The 25647-nt window shown below is 67.2% G+C and carries 21 protein-coding genes; 11 read left to right on the top strand and 10 right to left on the bottom strand.

Going from position 1 to position 25647, the window contains the following annotated elements; translation table 11 throughout:
• Nucleotides 1-172: 172 nt before the first annotated feature.
• The 3 genes from trxA to DEJ16_RS15865 all read right to left on the bottom strand — a co-directional run bounded on the left by trxA (nt 173) and on the right by DEJ16_RS15865 (nt 5889).
• Entirely contained in the window at nt 173-499 is a 327-nt protein-coding gene (gene trxA / locus DEJ16_RS06070) for a thioredoxin (RefSeq protein WP_110825783.1), read from the bottom strand.
• 82 nt (nt 500-581) lie between these two features.
• Nucleotides 582-1577 (bottom strand): thioredoxin-disulfide reductase, encoded by a 996-nt coding sequence (gene trxB / locus DEJ16_RS06065; RefSeq protein ID WP_110825784.1) that lies wholly within the window; start codon nt 1575-1577, stop codon nt 582-584.
• Nucleotides 1578-1683: 106 nt separating this feature from the next.
• Nucleotides 1684-5889: a DUF6049 family protein gene (locus DEJ16_RS15865; protein WP_220032664.1), complete on the bottom strand. Its 4206-nt coding sequence runs from the start codon at nt 5887-5889 to the stop codon at nt 1684-1686.
• 111 nt (nt 5890-6000) lie between these two features.
• Here DEJ16_RS15865 and DEJ16_RS06055 point away from each other — a divergent pair, with 111 nt between their 5' ends.
• From DEJ16_RS06055 to DEJ16_RS15495, 7 genes are all read left to right on the top strand, one after another.
• Entirely contained in the window at nt 6001-7437 is a 1437-nt protein-coding gene (locus tag DEJ16_RS06055) for a CCA tRNA nucleotidyltransferase (protein ID WP_110825820.1), read from the top strand.
• A 160-nt stretch (nt 7438-7597) separates the two neighbouring features.
• The gene (rpsF, locus tag DEJ16_RS06050) at nt 7598-7987 is read left to right on the top strand and encodes a 30S ribosomal protein S6 (RefSeq protein WP_110825785.1); all 390 of its coding nucleotides are present in this window, start codon (nt 7598-7600) and stop codon (nt 7985-7987) included.
• Between the two features lie 3 nt (nt 7988-7990).
• Nucleotides 7991-8557 carry a single-stranded DNA-binding protein gene (locus DEJ16_RS06045; protein WP_110825786.1) on the top strand — a complete coding sequence of 189 codons (567 nt, stop codon included), beginning with the start codon at nt 7991-7993 and terminating at the stop codon, nt 8555-8557.
• A gap of 55 nt (nt 8558-8612) precedes the next feature.
• The gene (rpsR, locus tag DEJ16_RS06040; RefSeq protein WP_056121021.1) at nt 8613-8870 is read left to right on the top strand and encodes a 30S ribosomal protein S18; all 258 of its coding nucleotides are present in this window, start codon (nt 8613-8615) and stop codon (nt 8868-8870) included.
• 14 nt (nt 8871-8884) lie between these two features.
• Nucleotides 8885-9337 (top strand): 50S ribosomal protein L9, encoded by a 453-nt coding sequence (gene rplI, locus DEJ16_RS06035; protein WP_110825787.1) that lies wholly within the window; start codon nt 8885-8887, stop codon nt 9335-9337.
• Nucleotides 9338-9982: 645 nt separating this feature from the next.
• Nucleotides 9983-11347, top strand: a complete 1365-nt coding sequence (gene dnaB / locus DEJ16_RS06030; protein WP_110825788.1) for a replicative DNA helicase — start codon at nt 9983-9985, stop codon at nt 11345-11347.
• Between the two features lie 464 nt (nt 11348-11811).
• The gene (locus DEJ16_RS15495) at nt 11812-12033 is read left to right on the top strand and encodes a hypothetical protein (protein WP_146232828.1); all 222 of its coding nucleotides are present in this window, start codon (nt 11812-11814) and stop codon (nt 12031-12033) included.
• 29 nt (nt 12034-12062) lie between these two features.
• On the opposite strand, the gene DEJ16_RS06025 is transcribed toward DEJ16_RS15495, so the two are convergent.
• Together DEJ16_RS06025 and DEJ16_RS15490 are read right to left on the bottom strand one after the other, a co-directional pair.
• Entirely contained in the window at nt 12063-13820 is a 1758-nt protein-coding gene (locus tag DEJ16_RS06025; RefSeq protein WP_181419478.1) for a PQQ-binding-like beta-propeller repeat protein, read from the bottom strand.
• A gap of 130 nt (nt 13821-13950) precedes the next feature.
• Nucleotides 13951-14376 carry a hypothetical protein gene (locus tag DEJ16_RS15490; RefSeq protein ID WP_146232827.1) on the bottom strand — a complete coding sequence of 142 codons (426 nt, stop codon included), beginning with the start codon at nt 14374-14376 and terminating at the stop codon, nt 13951-13953.
• 153 nt (nt 14377-14529) lie between these two features.
• Between DEJ16_RS15490 and DEJ16_RS06015 the strand changes: the two genes are divergently transcribed.
• From DEJ16_RS06015 to DEJ16_RS16115, 3 genes are all read left to right on the top strand, one after another.
• Entirely contained in the window at nt 14530-16059 is a 1530-nt protein-coding gene (locus tag DEJ16_RS06015; protein ID WP_181419477.1) for a glycosyltransferase family 39 protein, read from the top strand.
• A 146-nt stretch (nt 16060-16205) separates the two neighbouring features.
• Nucleotides 16206-20702 (top strand): RHS repeat-associated core domain-containing protein, encoded by a 4497-nt coding sequence (locus tag DEJ16_RS06010; protein WP_110826194.1) that lies wholly within the window; start codon nt 16206-16208, stop codon nt 20700-20702.
• A 473-nt stretch (nt 20703-21175) separates the two neighbouring features.
• Entirely contained in the window at nt 21176-21388 is a 213-nt protein-coding gene (locus tag DEJ16_RS16115; protein WP_220032663.1) for a DUF6338 family protein, read from the top strand.
• Here DEJ16_RS16115 and DEJ16_RS06005 read toward each other — a convergent pair.
• The 5 genes from DEJ16_RS06005 to DEJ16_RS05985 form a co-directional block, all read right to left on the bottom strand.
• Entirely contained in the window at nt 21300-22418 is a 1119-nt protein-coding gene (locus DEJ16_RS06005) for an LLM class flavin-dependent oxidoreductase (RefSeq protein WP_110826193.1), read from the bottom strand. The genes DEJ16_RS16115 and DEJ16_RS06005 overlap by 89 nt on opposite strands.
• A 31-nt stretch (nt 22419-22449) precedes the next feature.
• On the bottom strand, nt 22450-22860 hold the full coding sequence (locus DEJ16_RS06000) for an ester cyclase (RefSeq protein WP_110826192.1): 411 nt from the start codon (nt 22858-22860) through the stop codon (nt 22450-22452).
• A gap of 76 nt (nt 22861-22936) precedes the next feature.
• Nucleotides 22937-23866 (bottom strand): VOC family protein, encoded by a 930-nt coding sequence (locus tag DEJ16_RS05995; RefSeq protein ID WP_110826191.1) that lies wholly within the window; start codon nt 23864-23866, stop codon nt 22937-22939.
• 235 nt (nt 23867-24101) lie between these two features.
• Complete coding sequence (locus DEJ16_RS05990; protein WP_220032662.1) at nt 24102-24524, bottom strand: DUF6069 family protein; 423 nt, start codon at nt 24522-24524, stop codon at nt 24102-24104.
• A gap of 123 nt (nt 24525-24647) precedes the next feature.
• Entirely contained in the window at nt 24648-25160 is a 513-nt protein-coding gene (locus DEJ16_RS05985) for a MarR family winged helix-turn-helix transcriptional regulator (protein ID WP_110826190.1), read from the bottom strand.
• Nucleotides 25161-25251: 91 nt separating this feature from the next.
• On the opposite strand from DEJ16_RS05985, the gene DEJ16_RS05980 reads away from it, so the two are divergent.
• Nucleotides 25252-25614 carry a DoxX family protein gene (locus DEJ16_RS05980; protein ID WP_110826189.1) on the top strand — a complete coding sequence of 121 codons (363 nt, stop codon included), beginning with the start codon at nt 25252-25254 and terminating at the stop codon, nt 25612-25614.
• Nucleotides 25615-25647 lie beyond the last annotated feature (33 nt).

Raw genomic sequence — 25647 nt, 5'->3', positions numbered from 1 at the left:
ATCGTCGATCGGTGGCCCGCTCCGGCCTGGAGGCCCGCCCCGCGTCCGCCCCGCCCGGCGCGCGGACATCGGCCCGGGACAGGCGAACGCCCCGCCCTCCGATGGAATGGAGGACGGGGCGTCCGGGTCTGTGGTGCGGGTCCCGCTCTACCGGTTCCGCTGTGCCGGTTCCTCAGGCGAGGAAGTCGGCGAGGTCGGCCTCGAGGGCCGGCTTCGGCTTGGCGCCGATGACGGTCTTGACGACCTCGCCGCCCTTGAAGACCTTCATCGCCGGGATCGACGTGATCTGGTAGTTCATGGCCGACTGCGGGTTGTCGTCGACGTTGAGCTTGACGATCTCGATCTTGTCGGCGTGCTCCGCGGCGATCTGGTCGAGGATCGGCGACACCGCACGACACGGGCCACACCACTCGGCCCAGAAGTCGACGAGGATCGTCTTGTCGGACTTGAGGACTTCGGCCTCGAACGTGGCGTCGGTGACGGCCTTGGCGTTGCTCATGTTTGCTCCTTCGACGGAAGTCGGTTCGGTGAGGGGAACGTGGTCCACGGACCGGGCATTCCCCCGGTCGGCCGCGCCCGGGTCAGACCCGCGCGGTGACGTCGATGATCGCCTCGGTCGGGGTGACGCCCTCGGCCTGGTCGGTGATGCTGTGGTCGAGGTCGGCGAGGTACTTCTCGGCGTCGAGTGCGGCCACGGCACCGGAACCGGCGGCCGTGATCGCCTGGCGGTACGTCGGGTCGAGCACGTCACCGGCGATGAAGACGCCCGGGACGCCGACCGCGCGGGACGAGCGGCCCTCGACCGCGAGCGTGCCCTCCGGGGCGATCTCGAGCTGGCCGTGCACGAGGTGGGTGCGGGGGTCGTTGCCGATCGCGATGAACAGGCCGTCCAGCGCCATCGAGGACTCCTCGCCGGTGACGGTGTCCCTGAGCGTGACGCCCTCGACCGCCGTGTCGCCCGTGATGCCGGTGACCGTCTTGTTCCAGGCGAACTCGATCTTGGGGTCGTTCATGGCCCGGTCCTGCATGATCTTCGACGCGCGCAGGGTGTCCCCGCGGTGGATGATCGTCACCTTGTCGGCGAAGCGGGTGAGGAAGGTCGCCTCCTCCATCGCGGAGTCACCGCCGCCGACGACGGCGATGTTCTTCTGACGGAAAAAGAAGCCGTCGCAGGTGGCGCACCACGAGACGCCGTGACCGGAGAGGCGCTCCTCGTCCGGGAGGCCCAGGTGCCGGTACGCGGACCCGGTCGCGTAGACGACCGCGAGGGCCTCGTACGTCTCGCCGGAGCCGACGGTGACCTTCTTGACCTGACCGGTGAGGTCCACCGAGACGGCGTCGTCGTACAGGACTTCGGCACCGAACTTCTCGGCCTGCTCCTGCATCTTGATCATGAGGTCGGGGCCCTGGACACCCTCGGGGAAGCCCGGGAAGTTCTCGACCTCGGTCGTCTTGGTCAGCTCGCCGCCGGTCTCGACGCTCGAGGCGACGATGAGCGGCTTCAGCTCAGCGCGCGCGGCGTAGATGCCGGCCGTGAACCCGGCGGGACCGGAACCGATGATGATGAGCTCGCGCATGACTGCCCTTCCGTTGCGTGCCACCGAGACAACCCATGCTAGCCGCGGGCCATTCCCGGGCAGCCGTGAGCGTCAGGCCCGCGGACGTCCCCCGTCTGGGCCCTGCTCAGCGGCCGAGTCGTGCCCGGACGAGGTCGACGGCGCTGCGCACCTCGGCGTTGCGGATGGCCGCCAGGACGCCGAAGTACACGGCCACCATGACGACCCCGCCGAGGACGACGGTGATGGCCGCGCTCGTGAAGTCCGCCATGGCGAAGCCGTCCTGGCGGAAGGCCCCGAAGAAGTGGACGACGACGAGGCCGACGGCGCCGGCCACGAGTGCGGCGACGACGAACTGCAGGTGCGACCGGGTGACCACCGGGCCCTCGATGCCGTCGAGCCGCCGACGGACGAGCACGAGCGCCACGATCGTCTGGGCCGACCCGGCGACGGTCGTGCACGCGGCGACGGCGAGACCGATGACCTGCCCGGGCAGCGCGGTCACGGCCAGGGCCCCGATGACGAACAGGCCCGACTGCACGAGCTGCATGAGGAACGGGGTCCGGTGGTCGTGCATGGCCCAGAACACCCGCTGGATGATGAAGAGCATGCTGAACAGCACCAGGCCGGGCATGTAGGCCAGCAGCACACCGCCGATGGACACCGCGCCCTCGAAGGTGTTCGAGAACATCCGGCCGAACGGCACCGCCACCACCATGAGCGCGACGGCCGAGAACACCGTGAACAGGCCGACGATCCGCAGGGACAGCGACAGGTTGCGGCGGACGGCGGCCAGGTCGCCGCGTTCGGCGTCGTGGCTCATCCGCGTGAAGTACGCGGTGGCGATCGACACGGCGATGATCGAGTGCGGCAGCATGAACAGCAGCCAGGCGTTCTGCAGCACGGCGTTGCCGGCGTTGCCGGAGCCGAGCGATGCCACGCGGGACTGCACGATCCCGGCCAGCTGCGTGACGAGGATCATCGCGAACAGCCATCCGGCCGCCGTCCCGGTGGCCTTGAGGCCGACGCCCCGCCAGCGGAAGTCGGGTCGGAAGGTCAGGCCGGCGCGCTTCCAGAAGAACGGCAGGAAGGCCGCCTGCGCGAGGACACCGAGGGAGGCGCTGCCCGCGAGCACCGCGATCTTCAGCGGCGTCCAGTCTTCCGTCCCCGCGTTCATCGTGCGGTTGCCGAACAGCGCGATGAACACGACGAGGCCGGCGATCGCGATGACGTTGTTGATGAGCGGCGCCCAGGTGAACGGACCGAACACCTGCTTGGCGTTGAGGACCTCGCCGAGCAGCGAGTACATCGCGTAGAAGAGGATCTGCGGCAGGCACCAGAACGCGAAGGCGACCGCCAGGTCCGTCGCCGCCGGGGAGAAGCCCTTGCCGTCGTCCGCCTGCGCGGCGTACACGCGGACCAGGACCGGGGCGAGCAGGGTCGCGATGACGGTGATCACGACGAAGACCGAGCCGCCGAGCGTCACGATCTTGTTCACGTAGGCGCGCCCGCCGTCGCCGTTCTGGCTCATCGAGCGGACGATCTGCGGGATGAGCACCGCGGAGAGCAGGCCGCCGGCGATGAGCGCGTAGATGTTGTTCGGGAGCTGGTTCGACACCGCGAACGCGTCCGCCGCACGGGAGTTCGCCTGCCCGATGGCGTACGCGAGCACGAACGTCTTCGCGAAGCCGAGCAGCCGCGACACCATCGTCCCGACCGCGAGCAGGGCACTCGCCCGTCCGAGGTCGCGTCCGCCCTCCGCTGCGGTGTCGACGTTCCCGGTCGTGGTGGGCGGGGTGGTGCTGATGGTCGGCTCCTCGGACGCACGGCGGTCGGTGGGCTGGCGACGGTCGTCACGGGTGCTGTCGTCGTCGTGGTGGTCTGCCGGGAGGCTCGACTGCACCCCGGCTCGCATGATCGCGTCCTCGAGCCGGTCGCCGTCGGCCGCCACCGTGTCGGTGCCGGAGCTGGCCGCGGCGATCGCGGTGGCGGCCCCGGGAACGGGGGCGGCCCCGGGGACGGGGCTCGGGCCTCCAGGCGGGGTGTCGACGGCGGGCTCCCCCGGCGCCGGCGGCTGGACCTCGAGCGGACGGTTCGGGTCCTCGTCCTCGGGCTCGGGCTCCCCGTTGCGACGACGGAGTCGGCGCCGCACGTTGCGGATGATGCCGAAGCCGAAGACTGCGATGACCGCGATGGCGGCGACGGCCGTGATGACCGTCTCCCACTGCGCCTGCACGTTGATCTCGACCGTCGCGGGCGTCGAGATCCGGGCCCCGGTCGCGCTCGTCAGCGACATCGACAGGGCGACCTTGCCGTTCGCGACCGACTGCACGGGGAAGGTGGTGCGGGTCGAGGAGCGGGGCTGGATGGTGACCTCGACCGCGTTCTGCTCGATGCGCAGGAACGAGTTCGACGGCGAGACGGTCAGGAAGACGGTGACGGCGTGGTCGGACCGGTTCCGCACCGAGATCGGCAACGAGGACCGGTCACCGAGCAGGGTGATGTCGCTCGAGTTGACGATGTTGACGCTGTTCACGGTCTCGTCGTTGTCGGCGACGAGCGTGTCGATCGCCGTCGAGAGGCCTTCGGGGTCGGCACGCCACGCGTTCGAGGCCGCCGCGAGGGTCGCGAGCCGGGCGGGGGCGGTGACGGACGCGGGGTCCTGCACGGCGCTGGCGAAGTCGGTGAGGTCCTGCTCCGACCCGACCAGGCGGCGGAGCGTCTCGAGCCGGTCGTCGTCGACGCTGGCGCTCTGCAGCGTGAGCGAGCCGGGGGTGGCGTCGACCACGGTGGAGAAGTCCGTCGGCGAGACCCAGACGGTGCTCTCGAGGGTGTCCAGGGCCTGGTCGAGGCGGCTGGAGTCGGTCGGCCAGGACCGGTCGAGCGTGAGGAGGAGCGGCCCGGTCGCGGTGCCCTGGACGGCCACGGTCGCCAGGGTGGCGGTGAGTTCCGACATCGCGTCCGTGTAGGCGCGACCGTTCGTGGCACCGGCGGCGTCCCGGAGGAGCGCCGACATCGCCTGGTCGGCCACGAGCCCCTGCGTCGGACCGATGGACTCCGACGCGGCGACGGTGGCACCGGCACCGGCGGAGGTGTTGCCGCTCGAGACGATGGTGGAGCGGTACCCGGCCTCGCTGAGGGCCGGCAGGTCGTCGGTGGCGACGGTGCCGTCGGCGGGCCAGGCGACGGTGTCGAGCGTCCACGGGAAGTCGACGAGCGACTCCGACGTGGGGATGGTCGTCGGGGCGTCCGGCTCCGTGGTGCTGCCGTCGTCCGTCGGGTCGCCGGGGCTCGCGGGACCGGTCGCCGCGTCGGTGGCGCCGACACCGTCCTGGTCCGGTGCGTCGGTGCTCGAGGTCCCGGGGGTGGCCCCGTCCGCGGGCATGGCCGTCGGGCTCGGGGTCGCGCCCGGGAAGCGGTCGTCCTCGACGGCGGCGGCGATCGCCTGGTCGAAGGAGATCGGCGCGGCGATGCCCGGCGACCCGGCCTGGTGGAGTCCGGTGACGTCGGCGTCCGCGTAGGTGAGCGGGAACTTCTCGTTCCGCAGGCCCTCCAGGCGCTCCAGCCAGGCCGTCGCGGTGCTCGGGGCGTCGTCCCCGAGGAGCCGGATCGACGCGATGATCCGCGGGTCGACGGCGAGGGCGACGCTGTGGTCCTCCGCTGCGTCGAGTTGCTGGGTCAGCGTGCCGTCGACCGCGGTGGCCGAGGCGAGCGCACCGGCGGTGAGCACGCCGTCCTCGGTCGCGGGCACCGTCACGGGCATCGCGACGGCGACGTCGACGGGCGCGCGGTCGAGCGCGGGGTTCCAGGTGAAGGCGGACCGCCCGACCGCGAACGTCGAGCCGGCTGCGTACGAGGCCGCGATGCGTCGTGCACCGAACGGGTTGAGCGTGCCGAGTCGGACGTCGGCGAACGGGACGCTGATGTCACTGACCGTGACGGAGCGGTGTGCCGGGACGACCGGGACGTCCACCTCGCCCATGGGCTCACCGGGGTAACCGTCAGGCGTGGTGTCGCCCAACCAGTCGGTCAGGATGTCCCGGGTCCCGACCACGGGTCGGATGATGTCGAGGTCGGCGCTCCCCGCGGGCAGCGCGGCGTCCGTGTCGTTCGTCACGGTGAGGGACAGCGAGAGGTCGTCACCGAGCTCGAGGACCCCTCGCCCCGACGGGGTCAGCGCGACGGAGGTGGTGCCGGACTGTGCGGCGCTCGGATCGGCGGGCTTCGTGGTGGTGGCGGCGTCGGCGACGTCCATCGCGGCGGGCGCGATGACCAGACCGGTGGCGACCAGGGCGGACGCGGCGGCGGCGAGCACGGTACGGAGTATCTGCATGTGAGAGGGCCCTGGTCGTGAGCGGGCCACGACGAGTGTATGAGGCACGACCATGACGACAGGCGGGCGCGCAGGTGCTCGCCGTCATCATCTGGGATGATCGACGGCGTCATGCAGTCCGTAGCCCAGGCCGTCGAACGTCTCGACGCACTCGCCGCCACCGACACCGTCGACGTCCTCGCACGGGCGTTCGCCGCCGCCGGTCACGAGCTCGCCCTCGTCGGCGGGCCCGTCCGCGACGCCTTCCTCGGCCGCCCGGTGACCGACCTCGACTTCACCACCGACGCACGTCCGGACGAGATCCTGGCGATCGTCGGACCCCTCGCGAAGACGACGTGGGACGTCGGGCGCCAGTTCGGCACCATCGCCGCACTGGTCCGGGGCGAGCAGGTCGAGATCACGACCTACCGCAGCGACGTCTACGACGGCGAGACCCGCAAGCCCGAGGTCACCTTCGGCGACACCATCGAGGACGACCTGCTCCGCCGCGACTTCACCGTCAACGCGATGGCGCTCCGACTCCCCCAGCGGGAACTCGTCGACGTGCACGGCGGTGTCGAGGACCTGCTCGCCGGACGTCTGGCGACCCCACAGGCTGCCCCGATCTCCTTCCGCGACGACCCGCTCCGGATGATGCGGGCGGCACGGTTCACGGCGCAGCTCGGGTTCACGGCGTCCGACGACGTCCGGGGCGCGATGTCCGACCTCGCCGACTCGATCGACATCGTCTCCGCCGAGCGCGTGCGGGACGAGCTCGTGAAGATGCTCAACACGTCCGACCCGGTCGAGGGGCTCCGGCTCCTCGTCGACACCGGGATCGCCGAGCGGATCCTGCCCGAGCTGCCGGCGATGAAGCTCGAGATCGACGAGCACCACCACCACAAGGACGTGTACGAGCACTCGCTCACGGTCCTGACCCAGGCGATCGGGTACGAGGCGGAGCGTCACCCCGGCGACGCCCCCGACACCGTGCTCCGGCTCGCCGCGCTCCTGCACGACATCGGCAAGCCCGCGACCCGCAAGCTCGAGCCCGGCGGCGCGGTGAGCTTCCACCACCACGACCTGGTCGGGTCCAAGCTCGCGAAGAAGCGACTGCGGGCGCTGCGGTTCGACAACGACACGATCGCCTCGGTCGCGCGCCTGATCGAGCTGCACCTCCGGTTCTTCGGGTACACCGAGGGCGCCTGGACCGACGCCGCCGTCCGCCGCTACGTCCGCGACGCCGGCGACCAGCTCGAGCGGTTGCACGAGCTCACCCGCTCCGACGTCACCACCCGGAACCGTCGGAAGGCGGACCGGCTCGGCTTCGCCTACGACGACCTGGAGGCCCGGATCGCCGTCCTCGCGGAGCAGGAGGAACTCGACTCCATGCGTCCGGACCTGACGGGCGACGACATCATGCGCATCCTCGACATCCCGCCGGGGCGGGCCGTCGGCGAGGCGTACCGCTTCCTGCTCGAGGCGCGGATGGACGAGGGGCCGCTCGGCCCCGAGGACGCCGAGGCGCGCCTCCGCGCCTGGTGGGCGTCCCGCGACGCGTCCGCCTGACCGGCGCCGGTCGCTCTGCACAGCCGGTGGCGCGCCTCCAGGCCGTCCGCTACGATGGGCAGGTTGTCTCGCGCGCATGCAGCGTGCCGAGACACATGCATCAACCCTCCTGCCCCGGGAACTGCCCGGGGCCGCTGAGACCAGAGGAGGTGGGTTCCGCATGCACCAGTACGAACTGATGGCGATCCTCGACCCCGAGATCGATGAGCGCACCGTCGCTCCCAGCCTGGACAAGTTCCTCGCGGTCATCCGCAACGACGGTGGCACCGTCGACAACGTGGACGTCTGGGGCCGTCGCCGGCTCGCGTACGAGATCGCGAAGAAGAACGAGGGCATCTACGCCGTCGTGAACTTCACGTCGTCCGCCGACTCCGCCAAGGAGCTGGACCGCCAGCTCGGTCTCTCCGAGGCCGTCCTGCGCACCAAGGTCCTCCGCGCCGAAGAGGGCATGGCCCAGGTCGCCGCTCAGAAGGAGCGCGACGAGGCCCGTGCCGCCCGCAAGGCCGCCAACGCGTCGGCTTCGGCCGCCACGACCGCGAGCGCCGAGTAGCCCGTGGCCGGCGAAACCGTCATCACGGTGGTGGGCAACCTCACCGCGGACCCGGAGCTGCGCTACACGCAGAACGGGCTCGCCGTGGCGAACTTCACCATCGCGTCGACCCCTCGCACGTTCGACCGTCAGGCGAACGAGTGGAAGGACGGCGACGCGCTGTTCCTCCGTGCGAGTGTGTGGCGCGAGTTCGCCGAGCACGTGGCGGGGTCGCTGACGAAGGGCTCGCGCGTCATCGCGCAGGGTCGTCTCCGTCAGCGTTCCTACCAGGACCGTGAGGGTCAGCAGCGGACGAGCATCGAGCTCGAGGTCGACGAGATCGGCCCCTCGCTCCGGTACGCGACCGCCCAGATCACCCGTGCACCGGGTGGCAGCGGCGGTGGCGGCGGGCGCGGCCAGGTCGGCGGCGGGGGCAACTCCGGCGGTGGCTTCGGCGGCAACTCCGGTGGCGGCGGTCAGTCCGACGCACCGTGGTCCCCGCAGGGTGGTCAGCAGGGCGGCGGCAACGCACAGTCGAACGACGTGTGGAGCACCCCCGGCGGCACCTACGACGACGAGACCCCGTTCTGATCCGCGACCACACGGTCTGACGGACACACAACTTCTCTCTCTGTAAGGAAGAACAATGGCTGGAAAGAGCACCGGCGACCGCCGGAAGCCTCGCGGCAAGGGCGGCAAGAACGCCGCTCCCGCGAAGGCGATCAAGGTCGGCGTCATCGACTACAAGGACGTCGCGACCCTGCGCAAGTTCATCTCGGAGCGTGGAAAGATCCGCGCCCGTCGCATCACCGGCGTCTCCGTCCAGGAGCAGCGCCTCATCGCCCGTGCCGTGAAGAACGCCCGTGAGATGGCGCTCCTCCCCTACGCCGGCTCCGGCCGCTGATCGGAGGTCGACACATGTCGAAGCTCATCCTCACCCACGAGGTCTCCGGCCTCGGTTCCGCCGGTGACGTCGTCGACGTCAAGAACGGCTACGCCCGCAACTACCTGATCCCGCAGGGCTTCGCCGTGTCGTGGTCGAAGGGCGGCGAGAAGCAGATCGAGTCGATCCGTGCAGCTCGCACCGCGCGCGAGCTCGCCACCATCGAAGAGGCACAGGACCTCAAGATGAAGCTCGAGAACGCCACCATCCAGCTGTCGGTCAAGGCCGGCAAGGACGGTCGTCTGTTCGGCTCCGTCCGCCCGGCTGACGTCGCTGACGCCGTCCAGGCGCAGGGCGTCGGCTCGCTCGACAAGCGCAAGGTCGAGGTCCCCGCGACCATCAAGACCGTCGGTGACCACGAGGCCACCGTGCGTCTGCGCGAGGACATCGTCGCGACCATCTCGCTGAAGGTCGTCGCCGCGAAGTAGCAGCACACAGCACCGCCGGAGGGCGGGTCTCCCACCACGGGAGGCCCGCCCTCCGTCGTTCCCGCACCGGGTGCACGACCGCGCCCTGCACGGTTGCCCTCCCGGCGTGTCGGAAGGGGTCGGAACCGCTCCGGAGGCCCTGGTCGGCTGAGGGGTTCCGGTGCAAGGAACACCGATGGCCGGTTACCGCCGGCCCCCGCCCTGCGCCTGGGAGCCACCCGAGTGGGACCGGATCACGAGGCCGTTTGTCAAGTCGGTTCTGCACAGTGGAAGGCTCGTAGGTGAACCTTCGACTCGCAGTTGAAGTCGAGTTCTCCACACACGGTGTGGAACGAAAAAGTCCCGATCAGGAGTCGAAAGTGTGTTCTCCGGCGGAGTTCTCCACAGCGGAGTGCACAACCATCCACACAGGTCTCCGGCGTGTTCCGCAATCGATCCACAGAGTTGTCCACAGGTGCTGTTGCTGGGGATAACTCTGTACCCGTAGCGTGAGCCAGCGACTCGGGGATGTCGGTCGCCCGGGGTAGAACTGCTCGGTGGGGGACGGTTCGGCGGGTCGTCCGCCAGCACCGCCATGGACACCACACCGCCGTGAGCACCGCCCCGCCATGAACACCGCCCCGCCATGAACACTGAGGAGCACCTGTGTCGATCGCGCATCTGGAGCCGGCCCCCCGGGAGTACGCCGAGCGGAACGCCGACCGGACTCCCCCGCACGACATGCTCGCGGAGCAGTCGACGATCGGCGGCATGATGCTGTCGAAGGACGCCGTGGCCGACGTCATCGAGACCGCCCGCGGTGTCGACTTCTACATCCCCAAGCACGAGGTCATCTTCGACGCGATCCTGTCGCTGTACTCCCACGGTGAGCCGACCGACGTCATCGCCGTCACCGACGAGCTGACGAAGACGGGCCTGCTGTCCCGCGGTGGTGGCGCCGAGTACCTGCACAGCCTGACCAGCATGGTCCCGACCGCGGCGAACGCCGGGTACTACGCGGCGATCGTGGCCGAGAAGGCCGTCCTCCGTCGTCTGGTCGAGGCCGGTACCCGCATCGTGCAGATGGGCTACGCGAGCGAGGGTGAGGTCACCGACCTCGTCAACAGCGCGCAGGCCGAGGTCTACAACGTCGCCGGTGGTGTGCAGACCGAGGACTACGTCCCCCTGACCGAGGCCATCGGCACCGCCATCGACGAGATCGAGGCCGCGAAGGGTCGCGACGGGCAGATGACCGGCGTCCCGACGGGGTTTGCCCAGATGGACGCCCTGACGAACGGTTTCCACCCCGGACAACTCATCATCGTGGCCGCCCGACCCGCACTCGGAAAGTCGACCCTGGCGCTCGACCTGTGCCGCGCCGCCGCGCTGAAGCACAACCAGACCGCCGCGTTCTTCTCGCTCGAGATGGGCCGCGCCGAGATCGCCATGCGTCTGCTCTCCGCCGAGTCGAGCGTCCCGCTGCAGAACATGCGCAAGGGCACCGTCGACACCCGCGACTGGACCACCATCGCGCAGACCCGCGGGCGCATCAACGACGCTCCGTTCTTCATCGACGACTCCCCCAACATGACCCTCGTCGAGATCCGTGCCAAGTGCCGGCGCCTGAAGCAGCAGCACAACCTGAAGCTCGTCGTCATCGACTACCTGCAGCTCATGACCTCGGGCAAGAAGGTCGAGAGCCGCCAGCAGGAGGTGTCCGAGTTCTCCCGTGCGCTCAAGCTCATGGCGAAGGAGCTCCAGGTCCCCGTCATCGCACTGTCGCAGCTGAACCGTGGACCCGAGCAGCGTGCCGACAAGAAGCCGATGATCTCCGACCTGCGTGAATCCGGGTCGATCGAGCAGGACGCCGACATGGTCATCCTGTTGCACCGTGAGTCGGCGTACGAGAAGGACAACCCGCGGCAGGGTGAAGCCGACCTGATCGTGGCGAAGCACCGCAACGGGCCGACGGACACGATCACGGTGGCGTTCCACGGGATGTTCTCGCGGTTCGTGGACATGCCGCAGTAGGGGAGTGTTGTCGTCCGCCAACTAACTTGTCCGACTGCCACTCAACGTGTCTGAAATATCGACATGGACGCGTTGTTTGGCAGCGACGATGATGAGGCCCTCGTCGTGCTCGGGGCAGTGCGTAGTGCGGAGTTGCGCGACCGGTCGGTGGCCTCGGCTCGCCCTTCGATAGGGACGGACCCGAGGCGCGGGTAGTCGCCCTGAGAGGCGGAAGGTCAGGTCATGACGGTCGTCTTGGTCAATATCACCGTCACTCTCAACGACTACGAGGCCGACCGGATCGAAAAGTTCGCAGCGAACGTGATCGTCACGAGCAACCGTCCGACGGAAGAGGTCACGAGCGACACCCGTGACCGCATCGACAACGCGGTGGGGCTCCGGGACCGGATCTCGGTTGCGCGTACCGCTGCGGAGAAGGCGGCTGGAAGTGAGCGGGGCGCCGCTGCGGAGCACCCGCGGCGGGCTTGTCGGCGTGGGATAGCGCCGACCGTCGCGACCGCCACGCGGAGCAGATGGCCGCCGCCGACGTCGACCCCGTCGCCGTGCAGGCGCAGTACGGTGCCGACGTCTCCAACGCCAAGCATCCGCGGCCTGCCATCACGACCACGCGTGGTGCCGCGAAGGCCCGCAAGAGCGTGACCCGGGCGATGGGTACTCAGCATGAGCGCGGGGAGCGCGGCCGGTGAAGACCGCGCTCCCCACTGCCGTGGGCTAGTCACCAGCCGGCGGGTCGAGATTCTGTGACGGAGCAGTCGTCGATGAGCAACGTCCCGCCGGTCGATGGGTCCTGCTGTGTGAACACCTGCAGTGTTGAGGAGTTCCCGTCCGTGCTGATGTGCCCAATCCATTCGATCTTCGTCCATACGCCCACGGTGAGTTCTGGGATGTCCCAGCCCCTTGGGAGCGCTTGCCGCTCGGATCCGGGTGCCCATTCAACGTCGCGCATCGCGGCGCTCATGCCCGCGGCGGTGGGCCGCACCCAGCAGGAAGCCCAGTACCCTCCGAATCGGACTCCGTTGCGCTCAACGACACGCTGAACCCCGATCGTCCCGGCGGCGCTTGATGCGGGGATGACGGACAGGGCGCCAGACCCTCCGTGTGCCGGTGATGCCACACGATTGATCGTGCCGTCTCCGATGGCGGTCCATTCGTCCGTGCCGCGCTCAAATCCTGGATCCGTCAGTACCTCTCCAGGCGTCGGTGTGACGGGGGCGCGCTTTGCTGCCAGGAACGTTTGCACGCCGCAACCGGTAGACACGAACATTCGGCGTTGTGCGATGACGAGATTGCCGTCTGAGCTGCTGCCATCCGTGCACGCATCCACAGTCTCGGTCCGCTGAGCGCCGGTCACTTCGTCAAGCGCGACCACGGTGGTCGGACTGCCCGTGTTGGCGCGCTGCGTGAACCAAACCAACCCATTCGAGACGACGGGAGCTGCGACGGCACGGAATGCAGTCGAGCCGTCGATCGGCAGGGCATGAGTCCAGAGCACCTTCCCGGTCGTGAGGTTGATAGCGCGGACGGTCGACGCGATTCGCGGGAATCCGGTCAGTTCGCTTTTTGAGGTGAAGAACCCGACATTGCCGTCGAAAGCGATCGCTTGATCCGAGACCGGTAGGGTGCGGACGATTCGTCCAGTCTTCGCCCCGAGCACGACTGTCTTGCTGCCGGAAACGTAGAGCATCCGTCCGTGAGCTGAGATGTCCGGCCTGTCGCCTGACGCATACAGGCCCTCGACGCCGGCGGGGTACTTGGTGCTCCACAGCAGCCGACCCTTTGGGTCCGTCGTTCTGACTTCACCGGAGTCGGCGTAGTGCACTCGGCCGCCGGTCACTATCGAGACTCCAGGTGACGACTCCTCGCCGAGGCTGAGCTTGAAGAGGAACTTCCCCGTTGCTGCGGATGCAACCCTGTCCAAAGTGGAGACCACCCCGGATCCAACGCTGACTGAACGTCGCGGGTTACCGCCGATGGCATGTGACCACAGAACCTTCCCGGTCTGGGCCGAGAGCGTCTTCGTGACCCGCGACGATCCGTTGCTGTCGACCTGCGTGACGTACACCTTGCCACCGGTGACCGTTGCCGAACCGACCCAGTCGGCTTGGTTTCGCCACTGCAGTTTTCCAGTCGCGGTTGCATACGCGGAGAGGCTCGAGCACCCGTATTGCTGTTCGGCAACAATTGTTGACGTTGCGTTCACGCTGATGGAGGTCGCGGTGACGTTCCCGGCCTGCGGGCATTTTGGCGGAGCATTCCGCCAGCTTGGGGTGATCGTGGCAGGCAGCTTTTCAGCCAATTGCGCATTCTGGTTCGCGCCATCGATGCCAGCACCAAGGGCGATGGTGCCGCCGCTCGGGGCCACGGTGTGGCCAGCAGTGATTCCGATAGCAGCCGTGGCGGTTTCGGGCGCGACTATCACGCTGAGGAGAACGGCCACGGAGACGAGGACGGCGGACGTTGAACGCCAGGGCATGCGGAACTCCGATCGGCGGCGACGCTCGCACAGCATCGCTCTCCCGGCAGCGTAACGGTCGAGCGGTCCTCGCGTTTCCGCTGTGGCCAGGTCTCTAGCGGCGAGCTCTTTATGTGCGGCGGATCTCTGCTTACCGATCGAGGTGCAGCGTGAGTTCCTTGCTGCTCTCAAGGTCGGGATCGCGCAGCATGAAGACGATCAGACGAGGCGAGTCGTCTGTGACGGTCGCGGTCCACTCCGTGCCGTTTGCAGCTGCCCAGGACATGTCGGTGCCGGTGAAGTTGATCAGGTGGCTGTCGTTCCTGAGTCGCCACGAGCCGCCGCCGTCGACGGGGTCACCTGTCGCCTCGAGGCGCACTGCGGCCCGCGGGAAGTCAGTGAAATGCGCTTCGCCGTCGCTGGTGAGTTCGAGCGTGCTGCCGCTTTCCGATGTCCAGGTGCCGACCAGGGCACTCTGTCGGGGTGGGGCAACTGAGGTGCACCCGGCAAGGACGCCTAGGCCGACGACGGCGAGGCAGACCCCTGGAATCAGCTTCAAACGGCGCTTGCCGTGCATGAGTACCTAACGTGAACGAGACCTTTGGGTCCTCGCTTCGATGAAGACCGACCCAATCCTACGAGGGCAGCCGTGCTAACCGGAGAGCTGCCCTCGCACACTTGGGGCTCGGCGATCCCGGCGCGGTGCGTGCTGCTCTCTACGATGGTGCGGGTGACTCGCGCGATTGATCCCTCCGCTGCCGACCGCAGTACCCACGTATGGGGAACCGCCGGCCTGGTGTTCATCGTCGGTCTCGTGATCGGTCTGGTCGGGGTTACCGAGCGGACATTGTGGCTCGATGAGTCCGCAACGGTGATCGCTGCGACCCGGTCATGGTCAGGCCTTGCCACGCTGACGGGTGAAATCGACCTCGTACATGCTCTGTACTACGCGGTGCTGCATGTCTGGTTCGGTGTGGTCGGGTACTCGCCGGTGTCGTTGCGTGCACCGTCTGCGGTCGCGATCGCAGCGACCGCGGCACTCCTGGTACCCCTGGGGCGTCGACTGCTGAGCTACCGTCTCGGGGTTCTCGCTGCAGCCGTATTCTTAGCAACCCCTGCTGCGCTGCTCGCGGCAACGAACGGCCGATCCCAGTCCTTTGAGATGCTCGCAGCCGTTGCCGCAACGCTGCTGCTGGTCACAGCAGCGCGTACCACGGCTCCAGGTTCGCGGTCTCGCCTCGTCGCGGCGTGGGCGGGGTACTCGCTCGTCGCGTTCATCGGGGTGCTGTTCAACCTGTGGTTCGTCTTCGTCGTGATCGCGCACGCCCTAACCGTCCTCGTCCTCGCAGCGCGACGACGCGAAAGCCGGATACAGCTTCTTGGCGGAGCGGTTACCTCGATGCTGGTTGTCGCCGTCGCCACTGTCCCGTTCGCAGTTGGAGCAGTTGCACAGAGCTCCCAGATCGGCTTCCTGCAGCGGCCCAGCGCCCGGAGCGCTGTTCTGACCGTGTTCCGGGACCAGTCGTTCGCGCTGCCGTTGGTGCACACCGGCACGACTTGGCCGTTGCTGCTCGCAGGTGGGAGCTGGCTGCTGGCGATCATCGGTGCCATCTGGCTCGTGCGTATTCGGCCGGGCGTGCTGAGCGTCGTCGTGCCGTGGCTCTTCGTCACGCCAGTTGGACTGTTGGCCGTAACGATTATCGCGTCTCCAACGTTCTCTGACCGGTACTTGGCGATGTGTGTGCCGGCGCTTTCGCTGCTGGTTGCAGCAGGTGTGATGGCGTTGACGTACCGATTCCGGGCAGTGCTGGCGGTCGTTGCAGGGCTGGCGTTGCTGGTGTTCGGGGCGCACGCGTGGCAGTTGGTGCGTTGGGGCGACCCGGCCACCGTGGACTGGCGCACTGCAGCGACAGAGATCGAGCAGGAACGTTCGGCAACTAGTGGTCGAGCAGGGATCATCTACGGCGCCATGGCCCGACCGCCGCTTCAGCTTGCGGTGGACTACCCCGACGAGCTCGAGCACGTGAGCGATCTCACGAAGACTCCGCCTGCTCCGTCCACCGGGTTTTGGGCGAAGAGCCGCTCCGTGGGTGACGCAGTGGCTCGTACTGACGGCTACGCGGTCGTTTGGTACGTCGGGGAGCCTGCGAGCCCCGAAGTGCCGGCGGTGACGAGCGCTATGCGCGGCAAGGGGTTCATCGCCGAGGAGACGACGCTTTTCGACGGCGGCATACTCCTCGAATATCGTCGTATCGATTAGCTCCGGTTCTGTCGAGTCCCTTGTTGTGGGGGAGCGGGCAGCGCCGTCAATCTCTATCGTTCTCAGTGTCCGTACAGGTTCTCCAGAGGGGCTGGTTGAGCGTGCGGTGACTTCGCCGTGGAACGGCGTGAGGGGTTGGTCTCGCCGTGCGCGTTTCGCGTCAGAGCTGGATTGTCACTGTCGGAATCGCACTGGTTGCGTTGCTCGCCTCGATGCTGTCGGTCATCGCGCAGCCAGCGCCTGCGCAAGCTGCCGTGACGGGTGATGGCGGTCAGTACGTGTGGTCGTACGGGCGTGTGCTGGATACACGTGACGGGACCGGTGGGTTTTCCACCCCGATGCCGGCGAACACGGAGCGGAAGATCCAAGTTGGCGGTACGGCGGGTGTTCCCAACGACGCGTCCGCGGTGGTCCTGAGCGCGACGGTCGTGCACCCGGGTGGGCAGGGCATCCTGCGCGCCAAGCCGGACCGTGACACCCCATCGGCGATGGTCATGGTTTACGGCGGCGGCGGCCTCGACACCATGTCCAACATGGTGACCGTGCCGATCGGTGACGACGGCAAGGTGACGTTCACCGCAACGACATCCGTCGACCTGGTGCTGAACGTGCAGGGCTACTACACCTCCACCGACGGTGGCGTCGCGCCGGGCGGATTCGTGGTCGGAACTGGCAAGGAAGCAGCGAACACGACGAACGGCACGGGGCTGCCGCAGCAGAAGATCGGTGCGGGTAAGAGCGTCGACATTCAGATCACTGGTGATGAGGCTGGCGTCGATGTCCCCGCGAACGCGTCAGGGATCGTTGCGAACTTCCTCGTCCTCTCCCGCGATGGCAACGCTGGCCTCATCAAGCCCTACGCCGCGGGCGGAACCGAGGGCAGCGTCGGCATGAACTACCCGGCCGCGACAACGTCGGCGATGTCGGCACATGTCGCGCTGAGCGGTGACGGGAAGATCACCGTCTACAACCAGTGGGGCATCATCGATCTCGTCGTCGAGATCCAGGGCTACTTCACCCAGACCAATCAGGGCGGCGTTTTCACGCCTGCGTCTGGGACCCTCTACGACACCCGCACCGGCACTGCCGTGCCCTCCGGCGGGACCCGCGCAGTCCAGGTCGCAGGTCAGCAGGGCGTGCCGCAGATGGGTGCCGGTGTCTCCGCGGTTGCCGTGACGCTGACCGCGATCAACGGCACCTCTAGTGCTGGCACCGCGACCCTCTGGGCGAACGGCGTGACCCGCCCCAACCCGCTGTACTCGGTGACGTTCCCCGCGAACACGACTCGGTCGAACACCGTCATCGTGCCGCTAGGAACGGATGGCAAGATTCAACTGTGGAACTCAGGGCCAGGGGCCGTGAACTACCTCGTCGATCTGCAGGGCTGGTACAACGCCCTGCCAACAGGCCCCGGAACGACGGGAATCACGGGAAGTCGTCCGTCCGCGACGACGTTGCCGTTCAACATCACCGACCAGACCAGCGCCCGAGTGGACGTCGCCACCGGCAACCTGAACGTGCAGAACGTCGGCCTCACTTTGCCCGGGACAACCTCCTCTGTGCCGATCGGCATGGCGTACAACTCCCGTGGCTGGCGAGTCGATGACACGGTCTCCTATGAAGCGAACCGGTGGGAGGGCGCTTTCGCTGGCGTCGGCACGCTCTCAACTAACGGCACCGGCGTTGTCTATACGGACGCCTCCGGTGCGACGTGGCCGTTCGCGACGACGGACAACGTCAACTACGTCACCCCGGCCGGATTCAAGGGCGACCTGGTGCGTTACGCATCCGGTTACACGATGACGATGTGGGGCTCGAACACGAAAGTCGCGTTCAACCCGAACGGGTACCCACTGACCGTCACCGATGACAACAAAGAGCCGCAGCAGGTGAAGCTCGCCCGTACGGGACTTCGTTTGGACTCGATCACCTCCACCGCTGGCCCAGCTGCCGCCCGGAAGGCGTCAGTGGCGTTCCAGAACCGGACCACGACGATCACTCAGGCGGCCGGCACGAACGCCGCGCGCTCGATCCGGTACGGCAAGGACACCAACGGGAACCTCACTTCCTACACGGACGCGACGGGCAAGACCACCACGTTCGGCTACAACGGCAACGACTTGACCTCGATCACTGCTCCCGAGGGCGGCGTCACTGAGTTCACGTACGACAGCCAGCAGCGAGTCACCAAGATCGCCCAGCGCAACACCACCGCCGGTTCCCCCGGAACGGCCATAACGCGGATCAGCTACGCCAGCACCACCTCGACGCTCGTCGCGGGACCGCGCTCGGACCAGAACGCTGCAATCGCGGACGCCAAGCACACCACCTACGAGCTCAACGCAGACACGCACCTGGTGAAGAACGCCACGGACGCGATGGGCCGCCAGCAGTCCCGCGAGTACAACCCGCAGAACAACGGTGTCACCTCATCGACCGTCGGCACCGGGAGCGCCGCGTCGACGACGACAGGGGAGTACGGAGCGAATGCGTCGCAGTCGCTGACGAAGGTGCAGTCATCCTCCGGATCAGCGTCCTCCGCCACATACGGTGGCGCCTCCTCATCGCCATACCTCGCAGACAGCTCCACCGACAGCGCTGGCAACAGCGTCAAGATGGGCTACGACCCGGCCGGAAACATGACCTCGTCCAGCACCGGCGAAGGCGACAACGCAGCGACCGCAAAGCTCGAGCGCAACGACGACGGCACCGTCAAGACTGCCCTCGCTCCGGGCCAGGTCGAAGCCATCAGCAACAAGACGCAGTACTTCTACAACAGCAACAAGCAGCTGCGGAACGTCACCGCGCCTGCCGAAACCAGCATCGGAGCGAAGGACTACACCTACGACTCCCTCGGTCGGCTCGCGACCGAGACCGACGGCCGCGGGAACACCACCTCGTTCACGTACGACAACAACGACCGACTGCTGAGCACCGCGTTCAGCGACGGCACCACGACCGTGACGAACACCTACGACGGCAACGGCAACAACACCAGCCAGGTCTCCGCCACCGGCACAGTCACCAACACGTACGACCAGCAGAACCGCTTCACCAGCACCCTCAACACCGCCGGTGGCGGACAAGTCAGCTACGGGTACGACCTCGCCGGCAACACCGTCAAGGTCACCGACAGTCAGGGCACCGTCACCCACGACTACGACTCCTCGAACGCCCTCACCGCCACCACCTACCCATCCGGCGCTGGCACGGCGAAGCAGCTGTACAAGATCGACGACCACGGCCGCCGTACCGACACCTGGCTCAACGCCACCCCCAACGGCGGCGACGACCCGACGGTGTGGAAGGCGCACCAGAAGCTCGAGTACGACGGCTCCGGCAAGGTCACCCGCGTGCTCGGATCCCGCGACAGCAGCAGCCCGTCCTCCGTTGTCGACACGAAGTACTGCTACATCGCCGGCACAACCGCCGGCGGCAGCTGTGATCCCGACAAGGGCAATGACCGCGACCAGCTGCAGTGGTCCAAGGACATGACCGGTCAGATCACCGAGTACGACTACAAGACCAGCGACGGGAAGAGCTCCACACGACTGCAGAAGGTCAAGCAGACCGGCGGCGCCCAGAACACGACCTGGACGTTCACCTACGACAAGGCGGGTGACCGAACCGAAGCGAAGGCAGTCGACACGGACACTAAGCGCGTCATCTCGGACACACAGCTCAGCTTCAACGCGCTTGGGCAGATCACCACCGCCGGGTACCAGTACGACGGCACCGGCAACCTGATCGCTGCGCCGGGGGAGTCCTTCACCTACAACAGTGCCCAGCAGATGACGTCTTCTACGAAGGATGGCGTCAAGACCAGCTACACGTACGCTGGCGCCGACATGAACAAGATGCTCTCCCAAGCAACCGACGGCGGCAAGGCGTACCAGTACACGTATGGAACGTCCGACAGCAACGGTGTCCCCGTGATCACCGCCCGTGCCATCGCCGGCGTCGGCACTGCATCCGTGCTGAGCGATCCCTCGAGTGGAAGTCCGCTGGCTCTTCGGACGACCGACGGGGCCACGAGCATGTGGGTCATTGACGGCATCGGCAACCCCGCCGCCGCCATCACCGACAAGGGTTCGACGGCCTATACCGTCTCGTATTCGCCGTACGGCGGTGAGACCGTCTCCTATGGTGATACCAGTATCCAGTGGCAGCAAAGCCCTTACGGGTTCAAATCAGGTATTCGCTCAAGCAACTCCGTTAACGGAATTACGAAGTTCGGTTATCGTTGGCAATCCGCCGTCACTGGTATGTGGATCGAGCGCGACACCCTGGATGCCCCCCTTGATCCCGGCAATGCGAACCGATACGCGTACGCTGGGGATGACCCAATTAACAATTCCGATCCCACAGGCCGAGACTTCTTTACTGCTGCCGAGCAGTACATCACGACCGCAGGAACATATGCGGCTGGCGGTGGAGTAGTTGGTGGGACGATTGGGTGCGTCGCGGGAGGAGTTACCGGCGCCGTCGGTGGAAGCGCAGTTCCCGTAGCAGGGACGGTCGCTGGCGCGGTTGCGGGCTGCGCAGCTGGATTTGGCACAGCGGCAGAGGTGGGTGTAGGGATTGGCGGCGCTGTGGGTATTGGTGTTGCTACCTACCGAGCTATCCGTGGCGATTACTCCTGACGTCACGGTAGATAGGAGCAGGGCATGTCCGCCAAAAGTAGAATCATTTTCGAACGAATTGGTTTCGTATCGTCAGTGGTAGCACTCGTCCTAGGTGTGTTCAATTTGATTTTTTCGCCTGAGAAGCCAGGGTCGTGGCTTCCACTAGTAATAATCATGCCTATCGTGCTGATGGCTTCCGCCAAGCGACGCAAGGGTGCCAATAAGAAAAAATGAGATTCGTGGCGGTCCTCGCTTACTGCCTTCGCTGCTATGAGTTACGTCCGCGACACCACGACGCAGGTCGTCCCTGCAGGAGTCGACCAGTTGCGTCGAGTGGAACTGTCTCAGACGTCGAACTGTCTCAGACAGGGCAAACTGGGCTGAGGTGATTAACGAGGTGCCAAGCGTGAATACGACGCTGATGAATTGACAGTACCGGTGCCGCACGCCTTGGCTGGACTGCCATCGATACGACGGCAAACTGGGTTCGGGTGCGTCTCGCACCTGGAGATTGGATCGGCGGCCGATTTGGCCGCCGGTCCTATTTCAGTACCTACCCAGAGCCACATGACCTGTTCATCGAGGAACAGTGGAAAATGAGCGATGACGGGGAGTTCACGGCGCCAGTCGAGAACGCTGCTGGATTATGGCGATCGTGGCCGGCGGGCGGCCGAGCACGTGCCAGTCGTCCGGACGTTCAGTGAGCAGCTCACGCACCCGCGGTGCAACCTGCTCGCCGAGGAGTCGGATGCTCCGCTCGCGCGCCTCGCGCGGGATGCCGGGAAGGTCGTACTTCAGGTCGAAGCGGGAGAGGTGGTTCGACCGGGCGACGGAATCGATCCGCCGAGCCAGAGTCTCGACCGAACCCACGAACAGCGCTCCCGTCGTGACCTCTTTCGCGTAGAGGGCTCGGGAGGGGGCCGGGAAGCCGCGCTCAGTGCTGGCTTGGGTCATCAGCGCTTCCCAGTGCGGCCAGTACGCGTCCTGCGCCTCCTCGTCGGTTTCTGCGATGAGGCCGTTCCCGTGGTGCGCGATGGGCAGCTCGGGCCGGCCGAGTTGGTCGAGGCTTCGCAGATACAGGTCCGCGTGCGCGGCGAAGCGTTCCGGCGGTCCGGCGACGACGGAGATCATGAGCGGGAGCCCGTAGCGCGCCGCCCGGACGACTGACTCGGGGCTGCCACCGATGCCGATCCAGGCGGGGATACCCCCTTCGGGCATGCGCGGCTGCAGGCGCACGCCCTGCAGCGGGCTGCGGTGTTGACCCGACCAGGTGACTCGTTCTTCGCGCATGAGACGGACGAACAGGTTCAGGTTCTCCTCGAACAGTGCGTCGTAGTCCGCCATGTTGAACCCGAACAACGAGAAGGACTCCACCGAGGAGGCCCTGCCGAGGATGACGCGCGCACGGCCGTTCGACACCGCATCGACGGTGGCGAACGCTTGGTACAGCCGTACCGGGTCGTTCGTGGACAGCACGGTCACCGCGGTACCGAGCCTGATCGTGGAAGTGGCCTGAGCTGCGGCCGCGAGCAGCACGGGGGTGGCCGTGTCGACGTTCCCGGGGCGGTAGTGCTCCCCGATGCTGAACACGTCGATGCCGACAGACTCGGCCAGCTGCGCTTCCCGCACGAGGAGGCGCACCTGCTCTGGGTCGCTCAGTACGTGGCCGGCGTCCGTTGCTGGATCCCCGAAGGAATCCGCCCCGATCTCGAATTTGGTGGGATCGACCTGCATGGTGGCGCGCTCCTGTGCGGCGGTCGTGGGGCTAGTTGCCGGCGAGAGCGCCCATGAAGCCGGAGATGTCGCCGATGGCGTTGTGCTCGACGATCTGACCGTCGCGGATGACGTCGACGGCGACTGCCTCGAGGCGGGTCATGTTGCCGTTGGCGGGCATGCCGAACAGTTCGCCGGTGCTGAAGGTGCCCTCGAGGACCCAGTGGGTGTAGACCGTGTCGCCGTCTGCGGCCTGGCCGAGGATCGTCATGGTCTGCTCGGGGATGGCGGTCTTCGCGGCGAGGTCCGACCCCATCCACATGTCGCGGTTCATCGCACCGCCGTTGGTGTGGTTGATGAGGTCCTGGGAGATGTAGGTGTCAAACGCGCCTTGCAGGTCGCTGCCGTTGTAGGCGTCGTAGAACGTGCGCGCGATGGTCTTGTTGTCGTCGGTGGTGCTCATGGTCTTGTCCTCACGGTGAGAGTGTTTGCCCACGGATGTGGGTGGGGAGGGGTGCTGCTCGTAAGCGAGCGGGAAATCAGTTGGCGGAGAGCAGCAGCGTGTTCAGGCTGGGGTCTCGGACGAGGAAGCCGGCGTCGGATTCCTCGATGGGTCCATCGACGGTGCCAAGGACATGGTCGAGGCGCTCGTGCGTGTCGAGGCGGAGGGTGAAGGCGCGCATGCGTGCGGTCCCTGCGGGGGATTGCGGTGCGCCGATGCCTTGCCAGGTGTTCACCGCGATGCGGTGGTTGAACGCGCCGCCGCCACCGAGGTCGCCCATGTGGAAGCGGGGTGCCCACACGGCCTGGTTGAACCCGAACGTGCGGTAGAAACCGTAGGCGGCTTCGAGGTCCCCGACGTACAGGTGGACGTGGCCGATCTTGGTGCCCTCCGGTACGGGGAGGGTTGTGTCGTCGTCGGGCAGTGCGGCGAGGACGGCGCGGACGTCGAGCGGCTCACGACCGTTGGAACGGCTGCCGTCCTGGCGCAGCACGTACGGGCCGTTGTCGTCGAAGTGGAACCCGCGGAGACGTTCCGGGGTCTCGAGGGTGATCTCGACCGTGATGCCGTCCGGGTCGAGGAGGTAGATCGCCTTCGACATGATGTGGTCGGTCGGTGAGATCTGCCAGCCGACGCGGATGAGGCGGAGCAAGATCCGGGCGAAGTCGGCTTCTGTCGGCGGGTGCACGGCGAGGTGGTAGAGCCCGCTGTGGCCCTGCAGGAACCCGGTCTGGGCGCCCGGGTGCAGGGTGACGAGGGTCTGTGCCTTCGTGCCGAGCTCGACCTCGTCCTGGGACTCGGACCGCAGGACGAGGCCGATGACATCGGTCCAGAACGCGGTGGAACGGCCGAGGTCGGTGACCTCGAGGTGCACGGCACCGAACTCCGCGACCTCACGGTCCGGCGTGCCAGGCGCGGCCGCGTTCGGGGCGGAACGCGGGCCCGAAGAAGTGTCGAGGGGGTTCATTGCTGCTCCTGCAGAGTTCGACGTCGGCGTGGGTCCTGGCCGCGCGAGCTGCTGCCGGAACCGAGAGTTACTTGAACGATCAAGTAATGAGCATCACTGTACGCCATCTTGTTGAACTGTCAACAACCGTGTGCAGACCATTCCTGACTGCTCGTCGCGGCAGGAGCGGGCCTGGATGCAGACGCCCGCCAGCTGGGCGACGAAGGTGTCGTCAGCTGGCGGGCGGGAAGAGGAGTCAGCGTGCGATCGGGAGGAACGTGCGGTAGATCGGCACCGCAACCGCCGTCGTCACGAGGTGCATGATGCCCAGCGCCACTCCCGCGGTGATCGCAGCGGAGCCACCACTGACGGCGAGGAGCACGTCGGGGATGAGGGAGAGCACCAGGACGACCGGGACGAGGATCGCGAGCGCGCGCCCAGCCGAACGCGTGCGGCTGATGAGCGCCCACCCGATCGCGCCGATCAGGACCCCGACGACGGTGAAGGTGATGTAGGCCGGCGGCGTCAGGCCTTGCACTGCAGGGTCAGCACCGGCCGCGAGGGCGCTGACGGCGATGATCGCGTTGGCGATGCTGCCGATGACGGCGGCGAGGACAGTCGCGACGAGGACCCCGCGGAGGCGGCTCGGGCGGCGGGTTGTCGTGTCGATCGTGCTCATGGGAGTTTCCGTTCTGGGAGGCGCGGCCGCATCGGACGAGCGGGCGCGACGGAGCAACGGGCTGGCGAGTGCCAGTCCGGGCGGTCGGGGGTCTGTGGAGTGGGCGGCCTGTGGAGTCGTCGATCAGTCGTGAGCGACCGGCGCAGCGGCGGCGCGCGCCGCCGGACCGCAGTCGGCGTCCGGCGTCAGGAGGTTCGCGGCGATCGGCCGCAGGATCTCGGCGAGATCGCCGACCCGCTCGGGCGGGATCGCATCGAAGAACGCGCGTCGAGCCTCCTCGACGTGATGCGGAGCCGCTCGCTCGATGAGTGCTCGTCCGTCCACGGTCAGGGTGGCCACGAGCGAGCGCTTGTCCGTCTCGGACGGCACGCGACGCACCCACCCACGCTTCTCGAGCTTCGTCACCGCGTGTGACAGACGGGAGAGTGATCCGTTCGTGAGGAAGGCCAGGCTGCTCATCGGAGCGCTGTCGTCGGGAGACTCGCTGAGCATCGCGAGGACGTTGTACTCGAAGCGGGTCATCGCGAAGTCACGCTTGAGCTGCGCGTCGAGCGCCGAGGGCAGCAGCTCGATGATCGCGAGGAGATCCATCCAGGCTGCCGCCTCGGTCTTGTTGAGCCAGCGCGGTTCGTCCATGCGCACATCGTCGCAGAAAAAACTTGACCGTTCAACAAAACGCTGTGTACTGTCGGCCTCGTTACTTCAACGTTCAAGCACAAGGAAGATCATGCTCATCGCACTCTGGATCATCAACGGCCTCCTGGCGCTCGCGTTCCTCGGAGCCGGCCTGATGAAGCTGGCCCGTCCCGCGGAGGCCCTGGCCAGCAGCGGCATGGGCTGGGCGGCCGACTTCGCCAGCAGTCACGTCAAGCTCATCGGCCTCGCGGAGGTCCTCGGTGCGATCGGCTTGATCCTGCCGCTGCTGCTCGACGTCGCGCCGGTCCTCACCCCGATCGCCGCGATCCTCCTCGCTGTCCTCATGCTCGGCGCCGTGGTCGTCCACCTGCGCCGCAAGGAGTCCCCGGCGGCTCCGATCGTCCTGGCGATCCTCTCGATCGTCAGCGCGATCCTCGGTTTCGCCGCCCTCTGACCACACCCTCTCCAACCGCACCACCTCTGAAAC

Origin of the sequence: Curtobacterium sp. MCJR17_055 (assembly GCF_003224335.1) — a bacterium.
Classification (GTDB): domain Bacteria; phylum Actinomycetota; class Actinomycetes; order Actinomycetales; family Microbacteriaceae; genus Curtobacterium.
Note: the sequence above shows the minus strand (reverse complement) of the source record. Positions and strands in the feature narration are given on the sequence as shown.

What these genes read in the sequence shown, in the direction of transcription:
- trxA (WP_110825783.1), bottom strand. Translation starts at nt 499, where the DNA reads ATGAGCAACGCCAAGGCCGTCACCGACGCCACGTTCGAGGCCGAAGTC.
- rpsR (WP_056121021.1), top strand. Translation starts at nt 8,613, where the DNA reads ATGGCTGGAAAGAGCACCGGCGACCGCCGGAAGCCTCGCGGCAAGGGC.
- DEJ16_RS15490 (WP_146232827.1), bottom strand. Translation starts at nt 14,376, where the DNA reads ATGCACGGCAAGCGCCGTTTGAAGCTGATTCCAGGGGTCTGCCTCGCC.
- DEJ16_RS05980 (WP_110826189.1), top strand. Translation starts at nt 25,252, where the DNA reads ATGCTCATCGCACTCTGGATCATCAACGGCCTCCTGGCGCTCGCGTTC.
- rpsF (WP_110825785.1), top strand. Translation starts at nt 7,598, where the DNA reads ATGCACCAGTACGAACTGATGGCGATCCTCGACCCCGAGATCGATGAG.
- DEJ16_RS05985 (WP_110826190.1), bottom strand. Translation starts at nt 25,160, where the DNA reads ATGGACGAACCGCGCTGGCTCAACAAGACCGAGGCGGCAGCCTGGATG.
- DEJ16_RS06005 (WP_110826193.1), bottom strand. Translation starts at nt 22,418, where the DNA reads ATGCAGGTCGATCCCACCAAATTCGAGATCGGGGCGGATTCCTTCGGG.
- trxB (WP_110825784.1), bottom strand. Translation starts at nt 1,577, where the DNA reads ATGCGCGAGCTCATCATCATCGGTTCCGGTCCCGCCGGGTTCACGGCC.
- DEJ16_RS15865 (WP_220032664.1), bottom strand. Translation starts at nt 5,889, where the DNA reads ATGCAGATACTCCGTACCGTGCTCGCCGCCGCCGCGTCCGCCCTGGTC.
- DEJ16_RS06055 (WP_110825820.1), top strand. Translation starts at nt 6,001, where the DNA reads ATGCAGTCCGTAGCCCAGGCCGTCGAACGTCTCGACGCACTCGCCGCC.
- rplI (WP_110825787.1), top strand. Translation starts at nt 8,885, where the DNA reads ATGTCGAAGCTCATCCTCACCCACGAGGTCTCCGGCCTCGGTTCCGCC.
- DEJ16_RS06025 (WP_181419478.1), bottom strand. Translation starts at nt 13,820, where the DNA reads ATGCCCTGGCGTTCAACGTCCGCCGTCCTCGTCTCCGTGGCCGTTCTC.
- DEJ16_RS05995 (WP_110826191.1), bottom strand. Translation starts at nt 23,866, where the DNA reads ATGAACCCCCTCGACACTTCTTCGGGCCCGCGTTCCGCCCCGAACGCG.
- DEJ16_RS06000 (WP_110826192.1), bottom strand. Translation starts at nt 22,860, where the DNA reads ATGAGCACCACCGACGACAACAAGACCATCGCGCGCACGTTCTACGAC.
- DEJ16_RS05990 (WP_220032662.1), bottom strand. Translation starts at nt 24,524, where the DNA reads ATGAGCACGATCGACACGACAACCCGCCGCCCGAGCCGCCTCCGCGGG.